Origin of the sequence: Halobacillus salinus, from assembly GCF_004684905.1 — a bacterium.
Classification (GTDB): Bacteria; Bacillota; Bacilli; order Bacillales; family Halobacillaceae; genus Halobacillus; species Halobacillus salinus.
Window position 1 is genome coordinate 38,503 of sequence record NZ_SRJC01000003.1, and the last position, 14,060, is coordinate 52,562.

The 14,060-nt window shown below is 43.3% G+C and carries 18 protein-coding genes; 8 read left to right on the plus strand and 10 right to left on the minus strand.

Translation table 11 applies throughout. The annotated features are described in order from the left end of the window. Nucleotides 1-90 precede the first annotated feature (90 nt). Nucleotides 91-1,545, minus strand: coding sequence for a leucyl aminopeptidase (locus E4663_RS12605; RefSeq protein WP_135327892.1), 1,455 nt, complete (start codon nucleotides 1,543-1,545; stop codon nucleotides 91-93). 153 nt (nucleotides 1,546-1,698) lie between these two features. Here E4663_RS12605 and E4663_RS12610 point away from each other — a divergent pair, with 153 nt between their 5' ends. Next, nucleotides 1,699-2,178 carry a divergent PAP2 family protein gene (locus E4663_RS12610; protein WP_079478485.1) on the plus strand — a complete coding sequence of 160 codons (480 nt, stop codon included), beginning with the start codon at nucleotides 1,699-1,701 and terminating at the stop codon, nucleotides 2,176-2,178. A gap of 52 nt (nucleotides 2,179-2,230) precedes the next feature. Here the strand turns inward: E4663_RS12610 and E4663_RS12615 are convergent, their stop codons facing one another. From E4663_RS12615 to E4663_RS12625, 3 genes are all read right to left on the minus strand, one after another. Beyond that, nucleotides 2,231-2,917 carry a 3D domain-containing protein gene (locus tag E4663_RS12615; protein ID WP_421803780.1) on the minus strand — a complete coding sequence of 229 codons (687 nt, stop codon included), beginning with the start codon at nucleotides 2,915-2,917 and terminating at the stop codon, nucleotides 2,231-2,233. Nucleotides 2,918-2,997: 80 nt separating this feature from the next. After that, on the minus strand, nucleotides 2,998-3,315 hold the full coding sequence (locus E4663_RS12620) for a YuiB family protein (RefSeq protein WP_079478360.1): 318 nt from the start codon (nucleotides 3,313-3,315) through the stop codon (nucleotides 2,998-3,000). A gap of 159 nt (nucleotides 3,316-3,474) precedes the next feature. After that, nucleotides 3,475-4,698, minus strand: a complete 1,224-nt coding sequence (locus E4663_RS12625) for an NAD(P)/FAD-dependent oxidoreductase (protein ID WP_079478359.1) — start codon at nucleotides 4,696-4,698, stop codon at nucleotides 3,475-3,477. A 293-nt stretch (nucleotides 4,699-4,991) separates the two neighbouring features. On the opposite strand from E4663_RS12625, the gene E4663_RS12630 reads away from it, so the two are divergent. Beyond that, nucleotides 4,992-5,981, plus strand: coding sequence for an NAD(P)/FAD-dependent oxidoreductase (locus E4663_RS12630; RefSeq protein WP_135327894.1), 990 nt, complete (start codon nucleotides 4,992-4,994; stop codon nucleotides 5,979-5,981). A 329-nt stretch (nucleotides 5,982-6,310) separates the two neighbouring features. On the opposite strand, the gene E4663_RS12635 is transcribed toward E4663_RS12630, so the two are convergent. After that, nucleotides 6,311-6,673, minus strand: coding sequence for a HesB/IscA family protein (locus E4663_RS12635; protein ID WP_079478356.1), 363 nt, complete (start codon nucleotides 6,671-6,673; stop codon nucleotides 6,311-6,313). A 150-nt stretch (nucleotides 6,674-6,823) separates the two neighbouring features. Here E4663_RS12635 and E4663_RS12640 point away from each other — a divergent pair, with 150 nt between their 5' ends. Next, entirely contained in the window at nucleotides 6,824-7,528 is a 705-nt protein-coding gene (locus E4663_RS12640) for a DUF2225 domain-containing protein (RefSeq protein ID WP_241657198.1), read from the plus strand. 9 nt (nucleotides 7,529-7,537) lie between these two features. Here the strand turns inward: E4663_RS12640 and E4663_RS12645 are convergent, their stop codons facing one another. Next, nucleotides 7,538-7,768 (minus strand): YuzB family protein, encoded by a 231-nt coding sequence (locus tag E4663_RS12645; RefSeq protein ID WP_079478355.1) that lies wholly within the window; start codon nucleotides 7,766-7,768, stop codon nucleotides 7,538-7,540. 73 nt (nucleotides 7,769-7,841) lie between these two features. Continuing rightward, nucleotides 7,842-8,177, minus strand: a complete 336-nt coding sequence (locus tag E4663_RS12650; protein WP_079478354.1) for a YuzD family protein — start codon at nucleotides 8,175-8,177, stop codon at nucleotides 7,842-7,844. A 193-nt stretch (nucleotides 8,178-8,370) separates the two neighbouring features. On the opposite strand from E4663_RS12650, the gene E4663_RS12655 reads away from it, so the two are divergent. Further along, entirely contained in the window at nucleotides 8,371-8,592 is a 222-nt protein-coding gene (locus tag E4663_RS12655) for a NifU family protein (protein WP_027956438.1), read from the plus strand. Nucleotides 8,593-8,650: 58 nt separating this feature from the next. Here E4663_RS12655 and E4663_RS12660 read toward each other — a convergent pair whose 3' ends face one another. Continuing rightward, nucleotides 8,651-9,622: a 2-hydroxyacid dehydrogenase gene (locus tag E4663_RS12660; protein ID WP_135327895.1), complete on the minus strand. Its 972-nt coding sequence runs from the start codon at nucleotides 9,620-9,622 to the stop codon at nucleotides 8,651-8,653. Between the two features lie 140 nt (nucleotides 9,623-9,762). Between E4663_RS12660 and E4663_RS12665 the strand changes: the two genes are divergently transcribed. After that, entirely contained in the window at nucleotides 9,763-10,269 is a 507-nt protein-coding gene (locus E4663_RS12665; protein WP_079478352.1) for a phosphatidylglycerophosphatase A family protein, read from the plus strand. A gap of 170 nt (nucleotides 10,270-10,439) precedes the next feature. Further along, a complete protein-coding gene (locus E4663_RS12670) occupies nucleotides 10,440-12,005 on the plus strand; it encodes a hypothetical protein (protein ID WP_135327896.1) in 1,566 nt (521 codons plus the stop codon). An 18-nt stretch (nucleotides 12,006-12,023) separates the two neighbouring features. On the opposite strand, the gene E4663_RS12675 is transcribed toward E4663_RS12670, so the two are convergent. Further along, nucleotides 12,024-12,803 carry a TIGR01457 family HAD-type hydrolase gene (locus E4663_RS12675; RefSeq protein ID WP_135327897.1) on the minus strand — a complete coding sequence of 260 codons (780 nt, stop codon included), beginning with the start codon at nucleotides 12,801-12,803 and terminating at the stop codon, nucleotides 12,024-12,026. A 9-nt stretch (nucleotides 12,804-12,812) separates the two neighbouring features. Then, nucleotides 12,813-13,256, minus strand: a complete 444-nt coding sequence (locus E4663_RS12680) for a DUF86 domain-containing protein (protein WP_135327898.1) — start codon at nucleotides 13,254-13,256, stop codon at nucleotides 12,813-12,815. Nucleotides 13,257-13,422: 166 nt separating this feature from the next. Between E4663_RS12680 and E4663_RS12685 the strand changes: the two genes are divergently transcribed. Together E4663_RS12685 and E4663_RS12690 are read left to right on the plus strand one after the other, a co-directional pair. After that, a complete protein-coding gene (locus E4663_RS12685) occupies nucleotides 13,423-13,689 on the plus strand; it encodes a DUF3055 domain-containing protein (RefSeq protein WP_079478349.1) in 267 nt (88 codons plus the stop codon). A 52-nt stretch (nucleotides 13,690-13,741) separates the two neighbouring features. Beyond that, nucleotides 13,742-14,038, plus strand: coding sequence for a cytosolic protein (locus tag E4663_RS12690; RefSeq protein WP_079478348.1), 297 nt, complete (start codon nucleotides 13,742-13,744; stop codon nucleotides 14,036-14,038). Nucleotides 14,039-14,060: the final 22 nt, after the last annotated feature.

A 14,060-nucleotide genomic window follows, 5' to 3' on the forward strand; every position in this document is an offset into this window, starting at 1 on the left:
AATATCGATTGAGTCAAGCGCCTAGACTTCTCTAGTTTTAAAAAAATTTGCCATAGAGAAGTACCTTCTCTATGGCAAAAAATTAAAACCTTATAAATTCATAACATAATTAGCCAACGTTTTAGACATGACACCCGTCGGTCCTTTTGGTCCAAGTTCATGAGCGGATTCGGCAACCGATGTACCGGCAATATCCAAGTGCACCCATGGAGTGTCGCCAACGAACGCTCCTACAAACGCACCACCCATAATCGCATGGGCCTTTCTGGTCGGAGAATTGTTCAAGTCGGCAATGTCACTCTTACGGACTTGGGCTTTATAATCGTCGTTGTACGGAAGCTGCCAAATCGGCTCTCCCTTTGACTCTCCGCTTCTTTCTACGGCATCATAAAATTTACGGTCATTCGTCATGGCGCCCGTCATCCAGGAACCAAGTGCTGTAACAACACCACCTGTCAGCGTCGCCACATTGATGATTCTGTCGGCACCTTTTTCTTTCGCATAGGTAACCCCATCTGCAAGTGCCAGACGACCTTCCGCATCTGTGTTCAATACCTCTATCGTTTGACCACTCATGGACGTTATAACGTCATCCGGCTTAAATGCATCGCCAGAAATCATATTATCGGATGACGGAATCACAGCGATGACGTTTTTCTCTGGCTTCAGTCGTCCTACGGTTTCCATAGCACCAAGAACAGCCGCTGCTCCTCCCATATCCCCTTTCATTCCAGGCATACCGGTTTTGGATTTGATGGAGTAACCACCTGTGTCATACGTTATCCCTTTACCAACAAATGCCGTTACGTCCTTCCACTCGTCTAAGCCTTGATAAGTCAAGACAATCATCTTAGGCGGCTCGACCGATCCCTGGTTAACGGCGAGGAGCGCCCCCATTCCGAGCTCTTCCATTTGTTCTTTATCTAGAATTTCCGCTTTCATATCGTATTGATCCGCAAGTTCCTTTGCGTATTCTGCAAGCTTCGATGCCGTAATGACATTAGCAGGTAAGTGGACTAAGTCACGTGCTTTGTTAACGCCACGCGCATATGCTTCCCCTGTTGCTAAAGCAGTGCTCACCACATCTTCTGGTTGTCCTGTAAAGACATTCAACTGCTGCATGCTAACGTTCTGACTTTGGTTCGTTTTGAACGTCGGTAACGTGTACGTAGCCATTACCAGTGACTCTGCAAGCAATTCCGCTCCTACTTCTCCAGGAAGCTCACCTAATAAACCATCCAGATCAACGCCTACCTCTTCCTTATGAATACTTTGGAAAGCATGGCCTAATGCTTTTCTGAACCGGTCGTGGTTCCACTGCTCACGCTTACCTAACCCTACTACGTGCAAGCGCTCCGGCAGCCCTTCTTTTGCAAAATGCAAAGTCGTAATCGCCTTGAAACGAGCCGAAACGTCTCCTCGCTGTATGTACGTATTCCCTTCTCTTTGTAGATCATCATTTCCTGATTGCAGACTTTCTCCTTCAAACAAACCAACTAGAAGTGTTCCTTCTACTCGATCCGCTTTAGATTTGATAATAAACATCATCTAACACCTCCACCTCACAGTATACAAAAAAATTCGAACTTTGCCTCATGAGACAGGTCAGCGGTATTGGAAATGTGGTATAATGAATTTGTTTTCATACAAGAAATAGCGATATTTAATCAACCTCATGTAGCCGGAAAGGATGTCACCATGTTGTTCGATTTACTACATAACTTCCCCTTATGGGCGTCCATCGCCTCCATTTTTTTCGCACAGGCCGTTAAAGTTCCTATTCAATTCATTGCTTCTCGGCACTTTAGCCCTTCGCTCGCTTTCAGTACTGGCGGGATGCCAAGCAGCCACTCCGCAGCGGTCACCGCACTAGCTACCGGAGTCGGTATAGAGCAAGGATTCGATTCTCCCATTTTTGCCGTAGCGTGTGTATTCTCCATCATCGTAATGTTTGACTCCACTGGTGTACGTCGTCAAACTGGCGAACAGGCAATCATGCTGAATATCCTTCTCAAAGACTTCAATCGTTTCGTGAACGAGGCGAGAGATTGGGGAAATAAAGAAGAATATCAGAAGAAAGAAGAGTTGAAAGAATTGCTTGGACACCAGCCGATTGAAGTATTTTTCGGAGGACTGACCGGAATTCTCCTGACCTTTTTGATTTATTCGTTCATATAAATTTGGACTAAAAACCAGAAAGCCCCTGTCTGACTCAGACAGGGGCTTTCTTTTAATTTTCACTCATCTGGTTGCGGAAAACCTGAAGCGCTTCGTTCTCATTAAGATTCGTTAATTCCTCTTCGGTCAGTTTCCCTGTTCCTTTTTTCACAAGATAGACATCCAGCGTCTTCTTTCCCCATTGAGCGTACACATCGTCGACGGTATGAAAATACAAATCGAGTTCATTCCCCTCGATTGCGCCTCCTTTATCTGCTACCACACCGTATCCATATCCCGGTATGAACAACACCGTTCCGATCGGAAACACATTAAGGTCCGCCGCTATGGTGGAATATAGATCACGCTTCACTTCTACCCCAGAGAATGTAATCCCGTACTCAGGATGATCCGGTGTCTTCCCTGTCGATTCTTCTCCGGCAGTATAGCCGGTAGCCGTTACAGTGTGGCTCGGATACTGACTGAGATCTACCGCTTCTTCTAATTCCTTCGTCGTTTGAACACTAGCACTGGAAATATAGCGTTGATCTGCCTCTTTTACTTTCAAAGACTTTGATTCCAAGTCCACTTTATGAAGACCTCGAGAGGCCCCTTGATGGGTTTCCCCACTGAATTTCGCCGCAATCCATTCATCCAGATCTGTAACAGATACATTCGTGATGTTACTCACCGTAAAGTAAAAAGCAAGTAGAAATAAAAGAGTGATTGCTATGTTATGATATCGCTTGTTCATGATCATCACCTCTAGGTGTCATCATGTCCAAGTCGCAGTTTATTATTCATCAAAAAACGCCATTACACATGGTAATGGCGTATGTATTAGAACATCTGATATCCGTTTTTCCTTAACTTCCGGATGACGATACCCGCTACGATCGTTCCGATGAACCCACTCGTCAAAATGATAATATCAACTACTTTTAAGTTCGCAATATGAGAAAAGACATTAGGAAACGCTTCCCCAGGTTGTGAAAAGTAATTCGTCCACGGAAAGTCATCCACAATGAACAACACGATCACGGGATATACGAAAGACATGATCCATGAAGAACGAAGAATCATATTTAATAGGAACGATATTCCGAAGAACAGCACGAAAAATAAAAGCATTGATACGGCAAACTGTACGATATTCAACTTATTTCCCCCTATAAAAACTTCACCAAATTTCATTCTATATGGCTTCTGAAAAAAGCGCAACCTGATGAAAAAGCTTTTGGTAATGCTTATTTATAGAGCGAGTAATAAAATCCACAAAAAAAGCAGAGACACAAGCGGTCTCTGCTTTTTGATATCTTAGAAGTTAAAGAAATTCAATTTACCTTTTTTCAAGACTAATGGAAGACCACCAAGCTTCAGAAGGTAGCGATTGTCGATGATTTTCTTCATCGCAGATGCCTGCCATCCGAAGAGCTTCTTACCATCGAAGACAACACCAATAGCATCGTCATCGCCTAGGGAAGCTACTGTACCTTGAATGTTTGGTACGAAGTCTTCTTCGTGTCCACCGCCGCGGATTTTACCAGCAAGGTTGTCAGCTAAGAACTCAGCTTGCTGAATCGCGATTTGAGCTGTCGGTGGGTAAGGACGTCCAGTTTCTTCATTCATAATCAGAGAGCAGTCTCCAACGATGAATACATCTTCGTATCCCTTAGGACGAAGTTGTCCATCTACCGGAGTACGTCCACGATTTGATTCGAATCCAGCGTTCTCTACAAGAGAGTTACCACGTACACCAGCTGCCCATACAACCGTGTTCGTCGGAATCTCTTCGCGTTCTTCATCTTTTTCGAAGACAAGCTGGTTCTCTGTTACTTCCTTAATCATAGCACCGATCTTGAATTCAACGCCTCTTGCTTCAAGAGAGTTCATCGCATATTCAACAAGTGCTGGGTCGAAACCAGGAAGTGCTGTCGGAGCTGCTTCGACGTTGATGATACGTACGTTTTCACGTGGTACATCGTATTCTTTACAAAGTTCCGGTACACGGTTAGCAAGCTCACCTACGAACTCGATACCTGTGAAACCAGCACCACCAACAACGATGTTCAAGCGTTCTTGCTTCTTCTCTACTTCGTTGTTGTATTTCGCAAAGTTATACTCGATATGTTGACGGATCAAGCGGGAGCTGTTGATGTTATTGATAGTGTAGGCATGCTCCTCAAGACCAGGAATTCCGAAAGTCGCTGCTTCGAAACCTAGACCGATTACAAGGTAATCATAAGAAAGGTCGCTGTTTTCAAGTACGACTGTCTTCTCGTCCGGCTTGATCTCTGTTACTGTATCTTGAACAAAGTTAACACGGCTTGTGTTTACAACGTCCGCGATTTTAAGACGTGTACGATCGTGGTGCAGAGTACCTGCTGCGTTCTCATGCAACCAAGTCGTCTGGTAGTGGTAATCGTGCTTGTTTACCAATGTGATTTTGGCATCATTGGCGCCCAATTTCTTCTGCAGTTTCACTGCAGTCATGATTCCTCCATAACCTGCACCGAGGATGACAATACTAGGACTTTTCATTAGAAATCACTTCCATCTCGTAATATTTTTACCCAAAGACTTCGTTTGTGACTACTTTCACATTATCATATAAAAAAAGATTGCCGAATAACCAAAGAAGTTGTCACAATATCGTAATAAGTTATCTAGTCCCATCTTAGACCTTTTTATTGTGATTTTCAACCCAAAAAACAGTTATCGAAATTATGGAACAATTCGCTTCATTGTAATTGCTTACATGAGCTAGAATTCCCATCTGTCATTTTTTTATGATAGAATGTGATTTAGTGACATTTTTCAACAGGAGGATTATTATGAGTGACAAAATATATGATATAACTGTTATCGGCGGCGGCCCCGTCGGTTTGTTCACCGCCTTCTACGGCGGCTTGCGTCAGGCAAGCGTCAATATTATTGAGAGCCTTCCTCACCTAGGTGGTCAATTGACGGCTCTTTACCCTGAGAAATATATATACGACGTTGCAGGATTCCCTAAAGTCCGTGCTCAAGAGCTAGTCGATAATCTAGAAGAACAGGCAATGGCTTTCGATCCTACCGTCACCCTTAAGGAAGAAGTGAAACACGTCGAGCGCGTGGAAGACGATGTGTTGAAGCTGACGACGAACAAAGGCGTACATTATACAAGAACGATGGTCATCACTGCTGGAAACGGAGCATTCGCACCGAGAAAGCTTAAGATAGACGATACAGAGAAATATGAAGAAACGAACTTACACTACCACGTAACTAATATGGATCAGTTCAAAGATAAAAAGGTAGTGATTGCCGGAGGCGGCGATTCTGCTGTCGACTGGGCATTAATGCTAGAACCGATCGCCAAAGAAGTATCGATCATCCACCGCAGAGCTAAATTCCGTGCCCACGAACATAGTGTAGAGCAGCTGATGAATTCCAGCGTAAATGTTTATACACCGTACGCACCGGAAGAATTAATCGGTGAAGAACGAATTGAACAAGTGAAGATCCAAGAAGTAAAAGGCGAGAAAGTCGAAACGATTGACGTCGACGATGTCATCATCAACTACGGCTTCATCTCTTCCCTTGGACCGATCAAAGACTGGGAACTTGAAATTGATAAGAACAGCATTGTTGTCAATTCGAAAATGGAAACGAACATAAAAGGCATTTACGCTGCAGGCGATATCTGTACGTATCCTGGTAAAGTCAAACTGATCGCATCAGGATTCGGAGAAGGACCGACAGCAGTAAACAACGCCAAAGCCTATATCGATCCTAGTGCCCGTGTACAACCGAAACACTCAACGAGCATGTTCGATCAATAATAAGAAGGAGCCAGAGGGCTCCTTCTTTTTTTGTGGAAAGCTGTTCTATTTGACGTTTTGGATGAGCCTGTTGCTTAAAAAGGTAGAGAGGAGCATCATCCGTACCCTTTTCTAACCTTGATGAGGTCAAAATGGCAGAGAGAGGCTGTCTCTTTTACCTTTTCGCCTGATTTGTATCACGAAACGACAGAGAGAAGCGCTCTATGTGACATTTCAAGGCCGTTTAGCTTCCAAAAAGGTAGTGAGCCTGCTTTCGCCGCCTCCATTAATCACTCTTTTTTCACACAAAAAAGAAGAAGCCTAGTTTAGACTTCTTCTCCATTAAACGATTAACAGTTCGGATCAGGTGTCCCTGCATTCGTCGCTGTCTTAAAGGATGAACCGCAACCGCAGGATACAATCGCGTTCGGGTTATCGATCGTGAACCCGCCACCCATCATGTTTTCTTTGAAATCGATCTTCGTTCCTTCGATGATCGGTGCATCTTGTCTATGAATAACCACTGGAATACCATTGGACTCTTCCAATAAGTCTAATTCTTCATTAATATCCTCTTCAAAGCCCATAGCATACGATAAACCGCTACAGCCTCCGCCTTTTACACCGAAGCGCAGGCGAATATTCTCAGAGTCTTCTTCTTTCATCATTTCTTTGATCTGGCGACTGGCCGCTTCTGTAATATTCAGAATCATCCCGAGCCTCTCCTTTCTTATTCCTAATTTAAGTATAATCTCCACAGTATTGTTTATCAAATTTCTAGCCGCAAAAAAGTGATTCAAACTTGAAACCGACACCACAGTGCAGGATAATAGTATTAGTACATTAGGAGGTGTTGAAGCGACATGACGATGGATATGAGTCCAACATTTGAAAGACACATACAATGTGCCTACTGTAAGTACCACTACACCACTACGAAGGTCCGTTCTCGCTTCATCCGACCCGTGTCCACAGACACCTTATTTTTCACTGTTTACGAACAAGCAGAGATTAACCCAATTTTATATCATGTTCATGTGTGTCCAGCTTGCGGATACGCTGCGAACGACCAGTTTTCAAAGACCATTCCAAGCCATACCAGAAAGACAATTGAACATAATATAACGAATAAATGGACGAATCAGGATTATTCAGGCAAAAGATCATATGAGGTGGCCATCAGAACGTTCAAACTGTGCATCGTAACCGCACTGTTGAAAGAGGAGAAGCCTGTAGTGCTTGCCGGTTTATATTTGAGAACAGCATGGCTGTATCGTTACTTGGAAGAGCCACGGCAGGTGGAGCGTTTTATGAGACTTGCATTGAATATGTATGAAAAGTCCTATGTAGTAGATGACCTTGACGATCCTAAAATGACTCCACTGAAAGTACTGTATCTAATTGGTGAGATACACCGAAGATTAGGACATGAAAAAGAAGCGATCAAAAACTTTTCCAAAGTGATCGAGAAGAAGAAACTGTTCATCGACCCGAAAGTTGTCGAAATGGCTCGAGATCAGTGGCAGCTGACAAGAAGAGAAATGAAAAAAGACTTCACCGTGTCGTGAAGTCTTTTCTTATAGGGTTTCGTCCAGATGTTTATAAATATTGCTCACAAGTTCTTCTGGGGTATCTGCCATGATACGTTCCCCCTCAACTACTGCATATAGCATTTGGGAGCAAAGTCCGCAATTTCTCAGGCAGCCGTAATCTACAACATCAAGATCTGGATCTTTATCAAGAATTTCAAACGCTTCCTGGGAACCGCTGATTATATTATTTACACAAAACTCAATTAATGGATTCATCCGCTTCACCTCATTTATTGGATGAAACCCTAAACAAGTTCATTTTATCATAAGAAACAATCATACGATATGTCTAGGCCTCTTCTGCTAGAGGGACCCCTTCTTCATCCAGCGCTTTATAAACAGACTTCAACCGTACGTTTCCTTCTGCCACTACTTCCCCCTCTACTAGCACTAGGGGATAGAACAACTCATCTTCTGCTATTTGCTGAATGATATCTGGATCCGCATCCGGGTGGTCTTCTGTCTCAATATCTATATACTGGTATCGGATACGATCGCCTTCATACTTTCTGGCAATCGCAGCCTGCAGCCACTCGTATGTTTCTTTTGAACTCGGTGCATTGACACAGCTGGCACACTTCACATCTGCACCATATATAGTTATGTGGATTGTCTTTCCGCTCATACAAAGTCCCCCTATACTAAATGAAAAAACCTTAATAACATTTTACAAAAGAAGCGAAAAAAGATAAAATGAAAATAGTTCTCAATCACGCAATTATGGTGAACTACTTTGACACCAGATCGTCAGACATATTGGATAGATTTTTTACTATTTTCGATTTATAATGGAACATATAGAAAGGGGAAGATTGAACATGCATGAACAAGTTCAAGAAGTACTTAATAAACTTCGCCCATTTTTACTACGCGACGGAGGAGACGTTGAACTCGTCGATGTAGAAGACGGTATTGTACGACTTCGATTAATGGGAGCTTGCGGAAACTGCCCAAGTTCAACGATCACGCTAAAAGCTGGTATTGAACGCGCGCTTTCTCAAGAGATTCCTGGCATTTACGAAGTAGAACAAGTATTCTAAATTCAACTAATAAAAGCTGGCAGCGCGCTCGTTCTACGAAGCGAACTGCCAGCTTTTTTCATATATCGTTCACAGGTGTTTGAACCCGACCTTCCTCAAAATAATGTTTGATATTTTCTAGACATAACTCCATCATTTTGTATCTTGTCTCTTTCGTTGCCGAGCCGATATGAGGTAAAGCAACTACCTGTTCCAATTGTAATAGGAGATGATCAGCAGAAATGGGTTCCTCTTCAAAAACATCCAGTCCTGCTCCAGCGATTTCCCCTTCCACTAACGCATCGTACAAATCCTTTTCATCCACAAGCTGCCCTCTTGAACCATTGATGAAAATCGCTTCCTTCTTCATCTTCTTGAATTGTTCGACACGGAACATTCCGTTCGTTTCTTCGGTAAGCGGAGCCATACAAACGACATAATCAGCTGATTCGAGGAGGTCCTCAAACTCTGTGTAAACCGCCCCCAACTGCTCCTCCGCTTCACGATGGCGTGACCGGTTATGATACAGCACATCCATATCGAATCCCTTCGCACGCTTAGCGATCGATTGCCCGATCCGGCCCATCCCGACAATACCAATCTTCTTATGATGGATATCCGTCCCCGCTAACAACAAAGGGGACCAGTTTGTCCAATTCCCTTCTTTTACAAACTGCTCGGCTTCCATCAATCGTCTAGCCGTAGCCATCAGGAGTCCGAATACCAAATCGGCCGTCGTGTCAGTCAGTACATCTGGTGTATTCGTCACTTGTACTCCGTGATCCGTGGCTGCTTCTACATCTATGTTATCGTAGCCAACCGCTAAGTTCGCCACCATTTTCAGACGGTCCGCTCCATCCAATAACTCATTATCTACCTTATCGGATAACATCGTGAGTAAAGCGTCTGCTGTTCTACTTTTTTTAAGCAAATGGGAACGTTCTACAGGTTCTTCCTCCCTGTCCCACATTTCTATGTCGAGTACTTCTCTATAGGACTCAACTAGATCTTCAGGTAACTTGCGCGTAATATATACGGATGGTTTCGACATACAACTTCCTCCTTTTTTTCAGTGTATCACAGGATGATTTTGTCATGATGAGATATCATTCTGGTATAATGAGAGTAAGCCACCTCGTTTGTGAAAGAATAGATACGGGAATGGTATGGAAGGTGAAGGAGGTTTTGTAGATGGCAAAAGAACATAACGTAACAGAACTCGAAAAGACAGCAAGGGAATGGTTGATCGATCGCGGTGTGACCGTGGAAGATATGGCCGAGCTGGTCTACTACTTACAATCGAAGTACCACGAGAACCTAACAATGGAGAAATGTAAGCATAACGTGAATAAAGTACTACAGAAACGAGAAGTGCAAAACGCGATCCTTACAGGCATCCAGTTAGATAAACTGGCAGAGGAAAAGAAACTAGCCGAACCTCTGCAGTCCACTATTGAAGTGGATGAAAGTTTATATGGTGTAGATGAAATCATCGCTTTCTCCATCGTCAATGTGTACGGATCGATCGGCTTTACCAACTATGGTTACATCGACAAACAAAAGCCAGGAATCTTGGAGAAGCTAAACGATAAATCCTCTGGAGCCTGTCATACGTTTCTCGATGATATTGTTGGAGCTATCGCCGCTGCTGCATCGAGTCGACTGGCTCACAGTGCCGCAGGAGATACTGAAGACTGATTCTAATGAAAAAGCCACGAATGTGGCTTTTTTTGTTTGTCCTTATTTCCTCCACCCTAATACTATCCTACTTGATTCGAAAGACCCTGGTTATTTTTCAAATTTTTTGAAACTTTTCTTCTCATCCGTTCGTATTTCATGTAATATCAACATGGAAGGAGATGGATATTATGAATAAATTGAAGAAAAGTATGACTTGGATCGCTCCTATCCTCATTGTCATCATAGGAATCGTTATCTTATTCAATGAGAATTATCAAGAGGTTACGGAAGCACCGTCAGAGGGCTGGAGCCGGGAGATTCAACTTGGAACAACACCGAACGCGAGCGAACCGTCTCTTTCTACAACAGAGGATGGCGACTACTCGGTTTCTTTCATTACAAACGATGGGGCGAAACAGTTAATTTTTGACCCGACATTTGAAATAGTAAGTGACGAAAGCTTCGATATTAAGGTCGATAAGTTCACCGAGATTTACTTAAACGGGGATGTATTCCTTTATAGTGACTATTATGCCATGTACAACGGGAATACCGGCGAGAAGATCACAGACATCCAAGATTTTTACCCACTAAAGGATCAAGTCTTTTACCGTCAAGATAATCGCATTTACCAACTACATACAGATACCATGGAATCAGAAGAAATAATTAATGTAGAAAATGAAAAGACCGAGGTCCTGATCCAACAAACCGAAGACCAAACACACATTGCGACCAATAACATTGACCAATCAGGGAACCATCTGACATTTTACAAAGTGAAGGATGGCAGCGTTTCTGAAATGGGAACAACAGACTTCACCATAAATGCCATTGAAGAAATTAAAGACATCCAGTTCGCCTTGAACGGTTCTGAATATGCTTTATTAGTTCAGACATTCCAGAAACAGAGCATGGCCGGCAAAATTCAGAACTACTATTATTACGATGAGTCCAACTTCAATGAAGCATTAGAACTTGGCCGTGTTGAATTTATGGACCCTGCGAGCTCCATGGAACTAAAAGAAATTTCCGATGTGGAGATGAATTACACCCCACAAGGGGGAGAGCTTCTCTTCAAAGCTTTCGGCTCAACAAAATCTATGTTCCAAGAAAGTGCTCAATTCAACGTTTATGAGGCAAAACTTACAGAAGGTACAGAACCGGATGTCAGAAGGCTTAGTAATACACCGAAATCTTCCCTAGAACCGGCATGGCTTACCAAAGATACCGTGATATGGGTCGATCGTGCTTCCGATGGAGAAAACAACATTTTAGCGTCCTCAAGCCGCCCGGAAATTATCGATAAAGCAGCGACGATGACGATGCCCGTCTTCCTCCAAGCATTAGGAAAAACAATGGGTATGTTCTCGACAGGACTATTCGCTATTGTCGTTTCGATGATTTGGTTCATTTGGCCACTGCTCTTCCTTTGTGTCGTAATGTTCACCAACAGTAAGGCGATGGATAACGACCGACCATGGGTCTTCTATGCTGGTGCTTTCATCTATCTCGGAGCAGCAACTATTTTCAATGACTTCATGTTCGGAACAAATGGCATGGCAAGCGCGCCTGACTATCTGGTCTTTCCCGGAAGTTCGTATATCTATTTGATCGGGTTCGCAATCTTATCTTTCGCCATCCTCCAAGCAGGAACATCGATCAGGAAATGGTCCCCTGCCGTAGAACTGAGTTACTTTATCGCTATCCACGTCATTTGTATCACCATGTTCTTTGGACCATACCTACTATAATCAAAAAGGGCTCCTGAATCAGGAGCCCTTTAGTTCTTTCAAAACTTCTATCAAATCGGCATACTTATAAGTCGGTTGCTGATCTTCCCCTTTGATCCCATCAAACGTACTGACGCCAGTCTCCACCATAATGGTGTCCATTCCAGCATTGATTCCGGTCATTATGTCCGTCTGATAATTGTCTCCGACCATAACAACCTCTTCTTTAGAAAGGCCAATTCGTTCTAACGCTTGTTGGGTGATGATCGAAGTGGGCTTCCCGACAAATGTAGCTTCTTTCCCAGTGCTGACGGAGATGACAGACGTCAGTGCACCATTACCAGGTACCATCCCTCTTTCTGTTGGAATAGCCACATCACCGTTTGTACTGATTAGCTCCGCACCTGCCCGAACTTGCAAACAGGCCTTCGTGAATTTCTCATACGAAATTTCACGATCAAGCCCGATAATGACGTAATCCGCATTTTCTTCTACAATTTGATGCCCCTCGTTCGTTAGAGCATCTACTAGTCCCTTTTCGCCTATGACATAAACACGTGCTTGCTTCTTCAAAGAGGTAATATAAGAAGCGGTAGCTAAACTGCTTGTAAAAACATCTTGCTCAGCTGCAGGAATCCCTAACCCTGTAAGCTTCTCTACAACTTGATCAGCTGTCTTCGAAGAATTATTGGTTAGGAACAAATAGGGGATCTGCTGCTCTTTCAAATGCTTTACGAAAGTATCAGCTCCTTCGATCTTTGTAACCCCGCGGTACATCGTTCCATCTAAATCAATCAAATATCCCTTATACTGTTTCATCGTACTCACCTATTCATCTTTCCTTGAAAAAGCTGACACAGGTCCTAGTTCTTGTTCTAAATAAGTACGGACCCTGCCCGGGAACTGCTGGATGGCAGGCTTCTCATTTTCCCACACAGTAAGCAAACCTTCATGTTCGATTTCTGTATAATTCTGAACCACTTCTTTACGCAGACGGATGAACGCCTTGTAACCATCTTGTTCTGCTTCAGGAATCACGCGCTCATCTGTCAAAATGTCGATGATGTCTTCATAGCTGCCTGGGTCACGCATAATGAAACCATCAATCATCATATTGCCAACGTCAAGAATACCCTCTATCGTGACGTGCACCATCCGTTCCAGTACCAACTGCTCAGAAAAAGTACGTGGCGCAGCACTATTCATTTCAGTCATAACACGTTCCATATATTGTAAAATTTGTTCGATTTTTTCACGGTCTACGAAATACAAGTGATTACCTCCCATAAGCATCTATAATCACCCCATATGATAACACATTACACCTTTCTTTCCCGACTAAAAGAAACCAAACCGGACATAATAAGGCTGTATATGGACTGCTTGAGAACGTGTAATTGGATAGCAGAAGAATTTACGGGAGGAGATGATGTAGTACATGGAACAGCACGCATTCTTAGAAGACTTGACTCAAGATACAAGGACCCGCTTTGTATCATTCACAGCAGGCAGTCACCGATTTGAGCTCGCTCTCATGAAAGCCGAACGCTTTCCAAATCAGACGATGGTCATCAACTTGCACAAAAATCGCCAAGCCTTGTTGGATCAGGATTCGATCAAGGTAGATGGACATTTAGAGCATTTGTTTCAATTGAGTGCGGTCGAGGCGGAAGAACTCCGCAATTATTTGCCAGACCTTCTATAGCATAAACAAACCTCCTTTCACAGAAACTAACATGAAAGGAGGTTTGCTTATTATGGGATCAAAAGATAAGAAATATTATTCCGACTTTGCAAATGTAGAGGCGCAGAGAAACTATCTGACGCCGGAACAACTTCCTGAAGGTCCTTACGGGGCACCTAGAAACAAAGATAAACCCGTTTCCAATGAAAAAAGCTCTCCATGGACGAAGCAGCAACGATATTACAGTGCCTTCAACTATGAATATAAAGCACTCCACCAAGACTTGCCGCGTCAAGAGGATGGAGCTCACCCGACGCACGACGAACCAGGTAAGGATATCAAACCGAACGAAGAACAAATGGAGCAATGAAAAAACGTTTGAGCTCAATCTG

Coding starts and splice junctions, on each gene's coding strand:
- E4663_RS12605 (WP_135327892.1), bottom strand. CDS start 1,545: ATGTTTATTATCAAATCTAAAGCGGATCGAGTAGAAGGAACACTTCTA.
- E4663_RS12610 (WP_079478485.1), top strand. CDS start 1,699: ATGTTGTTCGATTTACTACATAACTTCCCCTTATGGGCGTCCATCGCC.
- E4663_RS12615 (WP_421803780.1), bottom strand. CDS start 2,917: ATGATCATGAACAAGCGATATCATAACATAGCAATCACTCTTTTATTT.
- E4663_RS12625 (WP_079478359.1), bottom strand. CDS start 4,698: ATGAAAAGTCCTAGTATTGTCATCCTCGGTGCAGGTTATGGAGGAATC.
- E4663_RS12630 (WP_135327894.1), top strand. CDS start 4,992: ATGAGTGACAAAATATATGATATAACTGTTATCGGCGGCGGCCCCGTC.
- E4663_RS12635 (WP_079478356.1), bottom strand. CDS start 6,673: ATGATTCTGAATATTACAGAAGCGGCCAGTCGCCAGATCAAAGAAATG.
- E4663_RS12640 (WP_241657198.1), top strand. CDS start 6,824: ATGACGATGGATATGAGTCCAACATTTGAAAGACACATACAATGTGCC.
- E4663_RS12645 (WP_079478355.1), bottom strand. CDS start 7,768: ATGAATCCATTAATTGAGTTTTGTGTAAATAATATAATCAGCGGTTCC.
- E4663_RS12650 (WP_079478354.1), bottom strand. CDS start 8,177: ATGAGCGGAAAGACAATCCACATAACTATATATGGTGCAGATGTGAAG.
- E4663_RS12655 (WP_027956438.1), top strand. CDS start 8,371: ATGCATGAACAAGTTCAAGAAGTACTTAATAAACTTCGCCCATTTTTA.
- E4663_RS12660 (WP_135327895.1), bottom strand. CDS start 9,622: ATGTCGAAACCATCCGTATATATTACGCGCAAGTTACCTGAAGATCTA.
- E4663_RS12665 (WP_079478352.1), top strand. CDS start 9,763: ATGGCAAAAGAACATAACGTAACAGAACTCGAAAAGACAGCAAGGGAA.
- E4663_RS12670 (WP_135327896.1), top strand. CDS start 10,440: ATGAATAAATTGAAGAAAAGTATGACTTGGATCGCTCCTATCCTCATT.
- E4663_RS12675 (WP_135327897.1), bottom strand. CDS start 12,803: ATGAAACAGTATAAGGGATATTTGATTGATTTAGATGGAACGATGTAC.
- E4663_RS12685 (WP_079478349.1), top strand. CDS start 13,423: ATGGAACAGCACGCATTCTTAGAAGACTTGACTCAAGATACAAGGACC.
- E4663_RS12690 (WP_079478348.1), top strand. CDS start 13,742: ATGGGATCAAAAGATAAGAAATATTATTCCGACTTTGCAAATGTAGAG.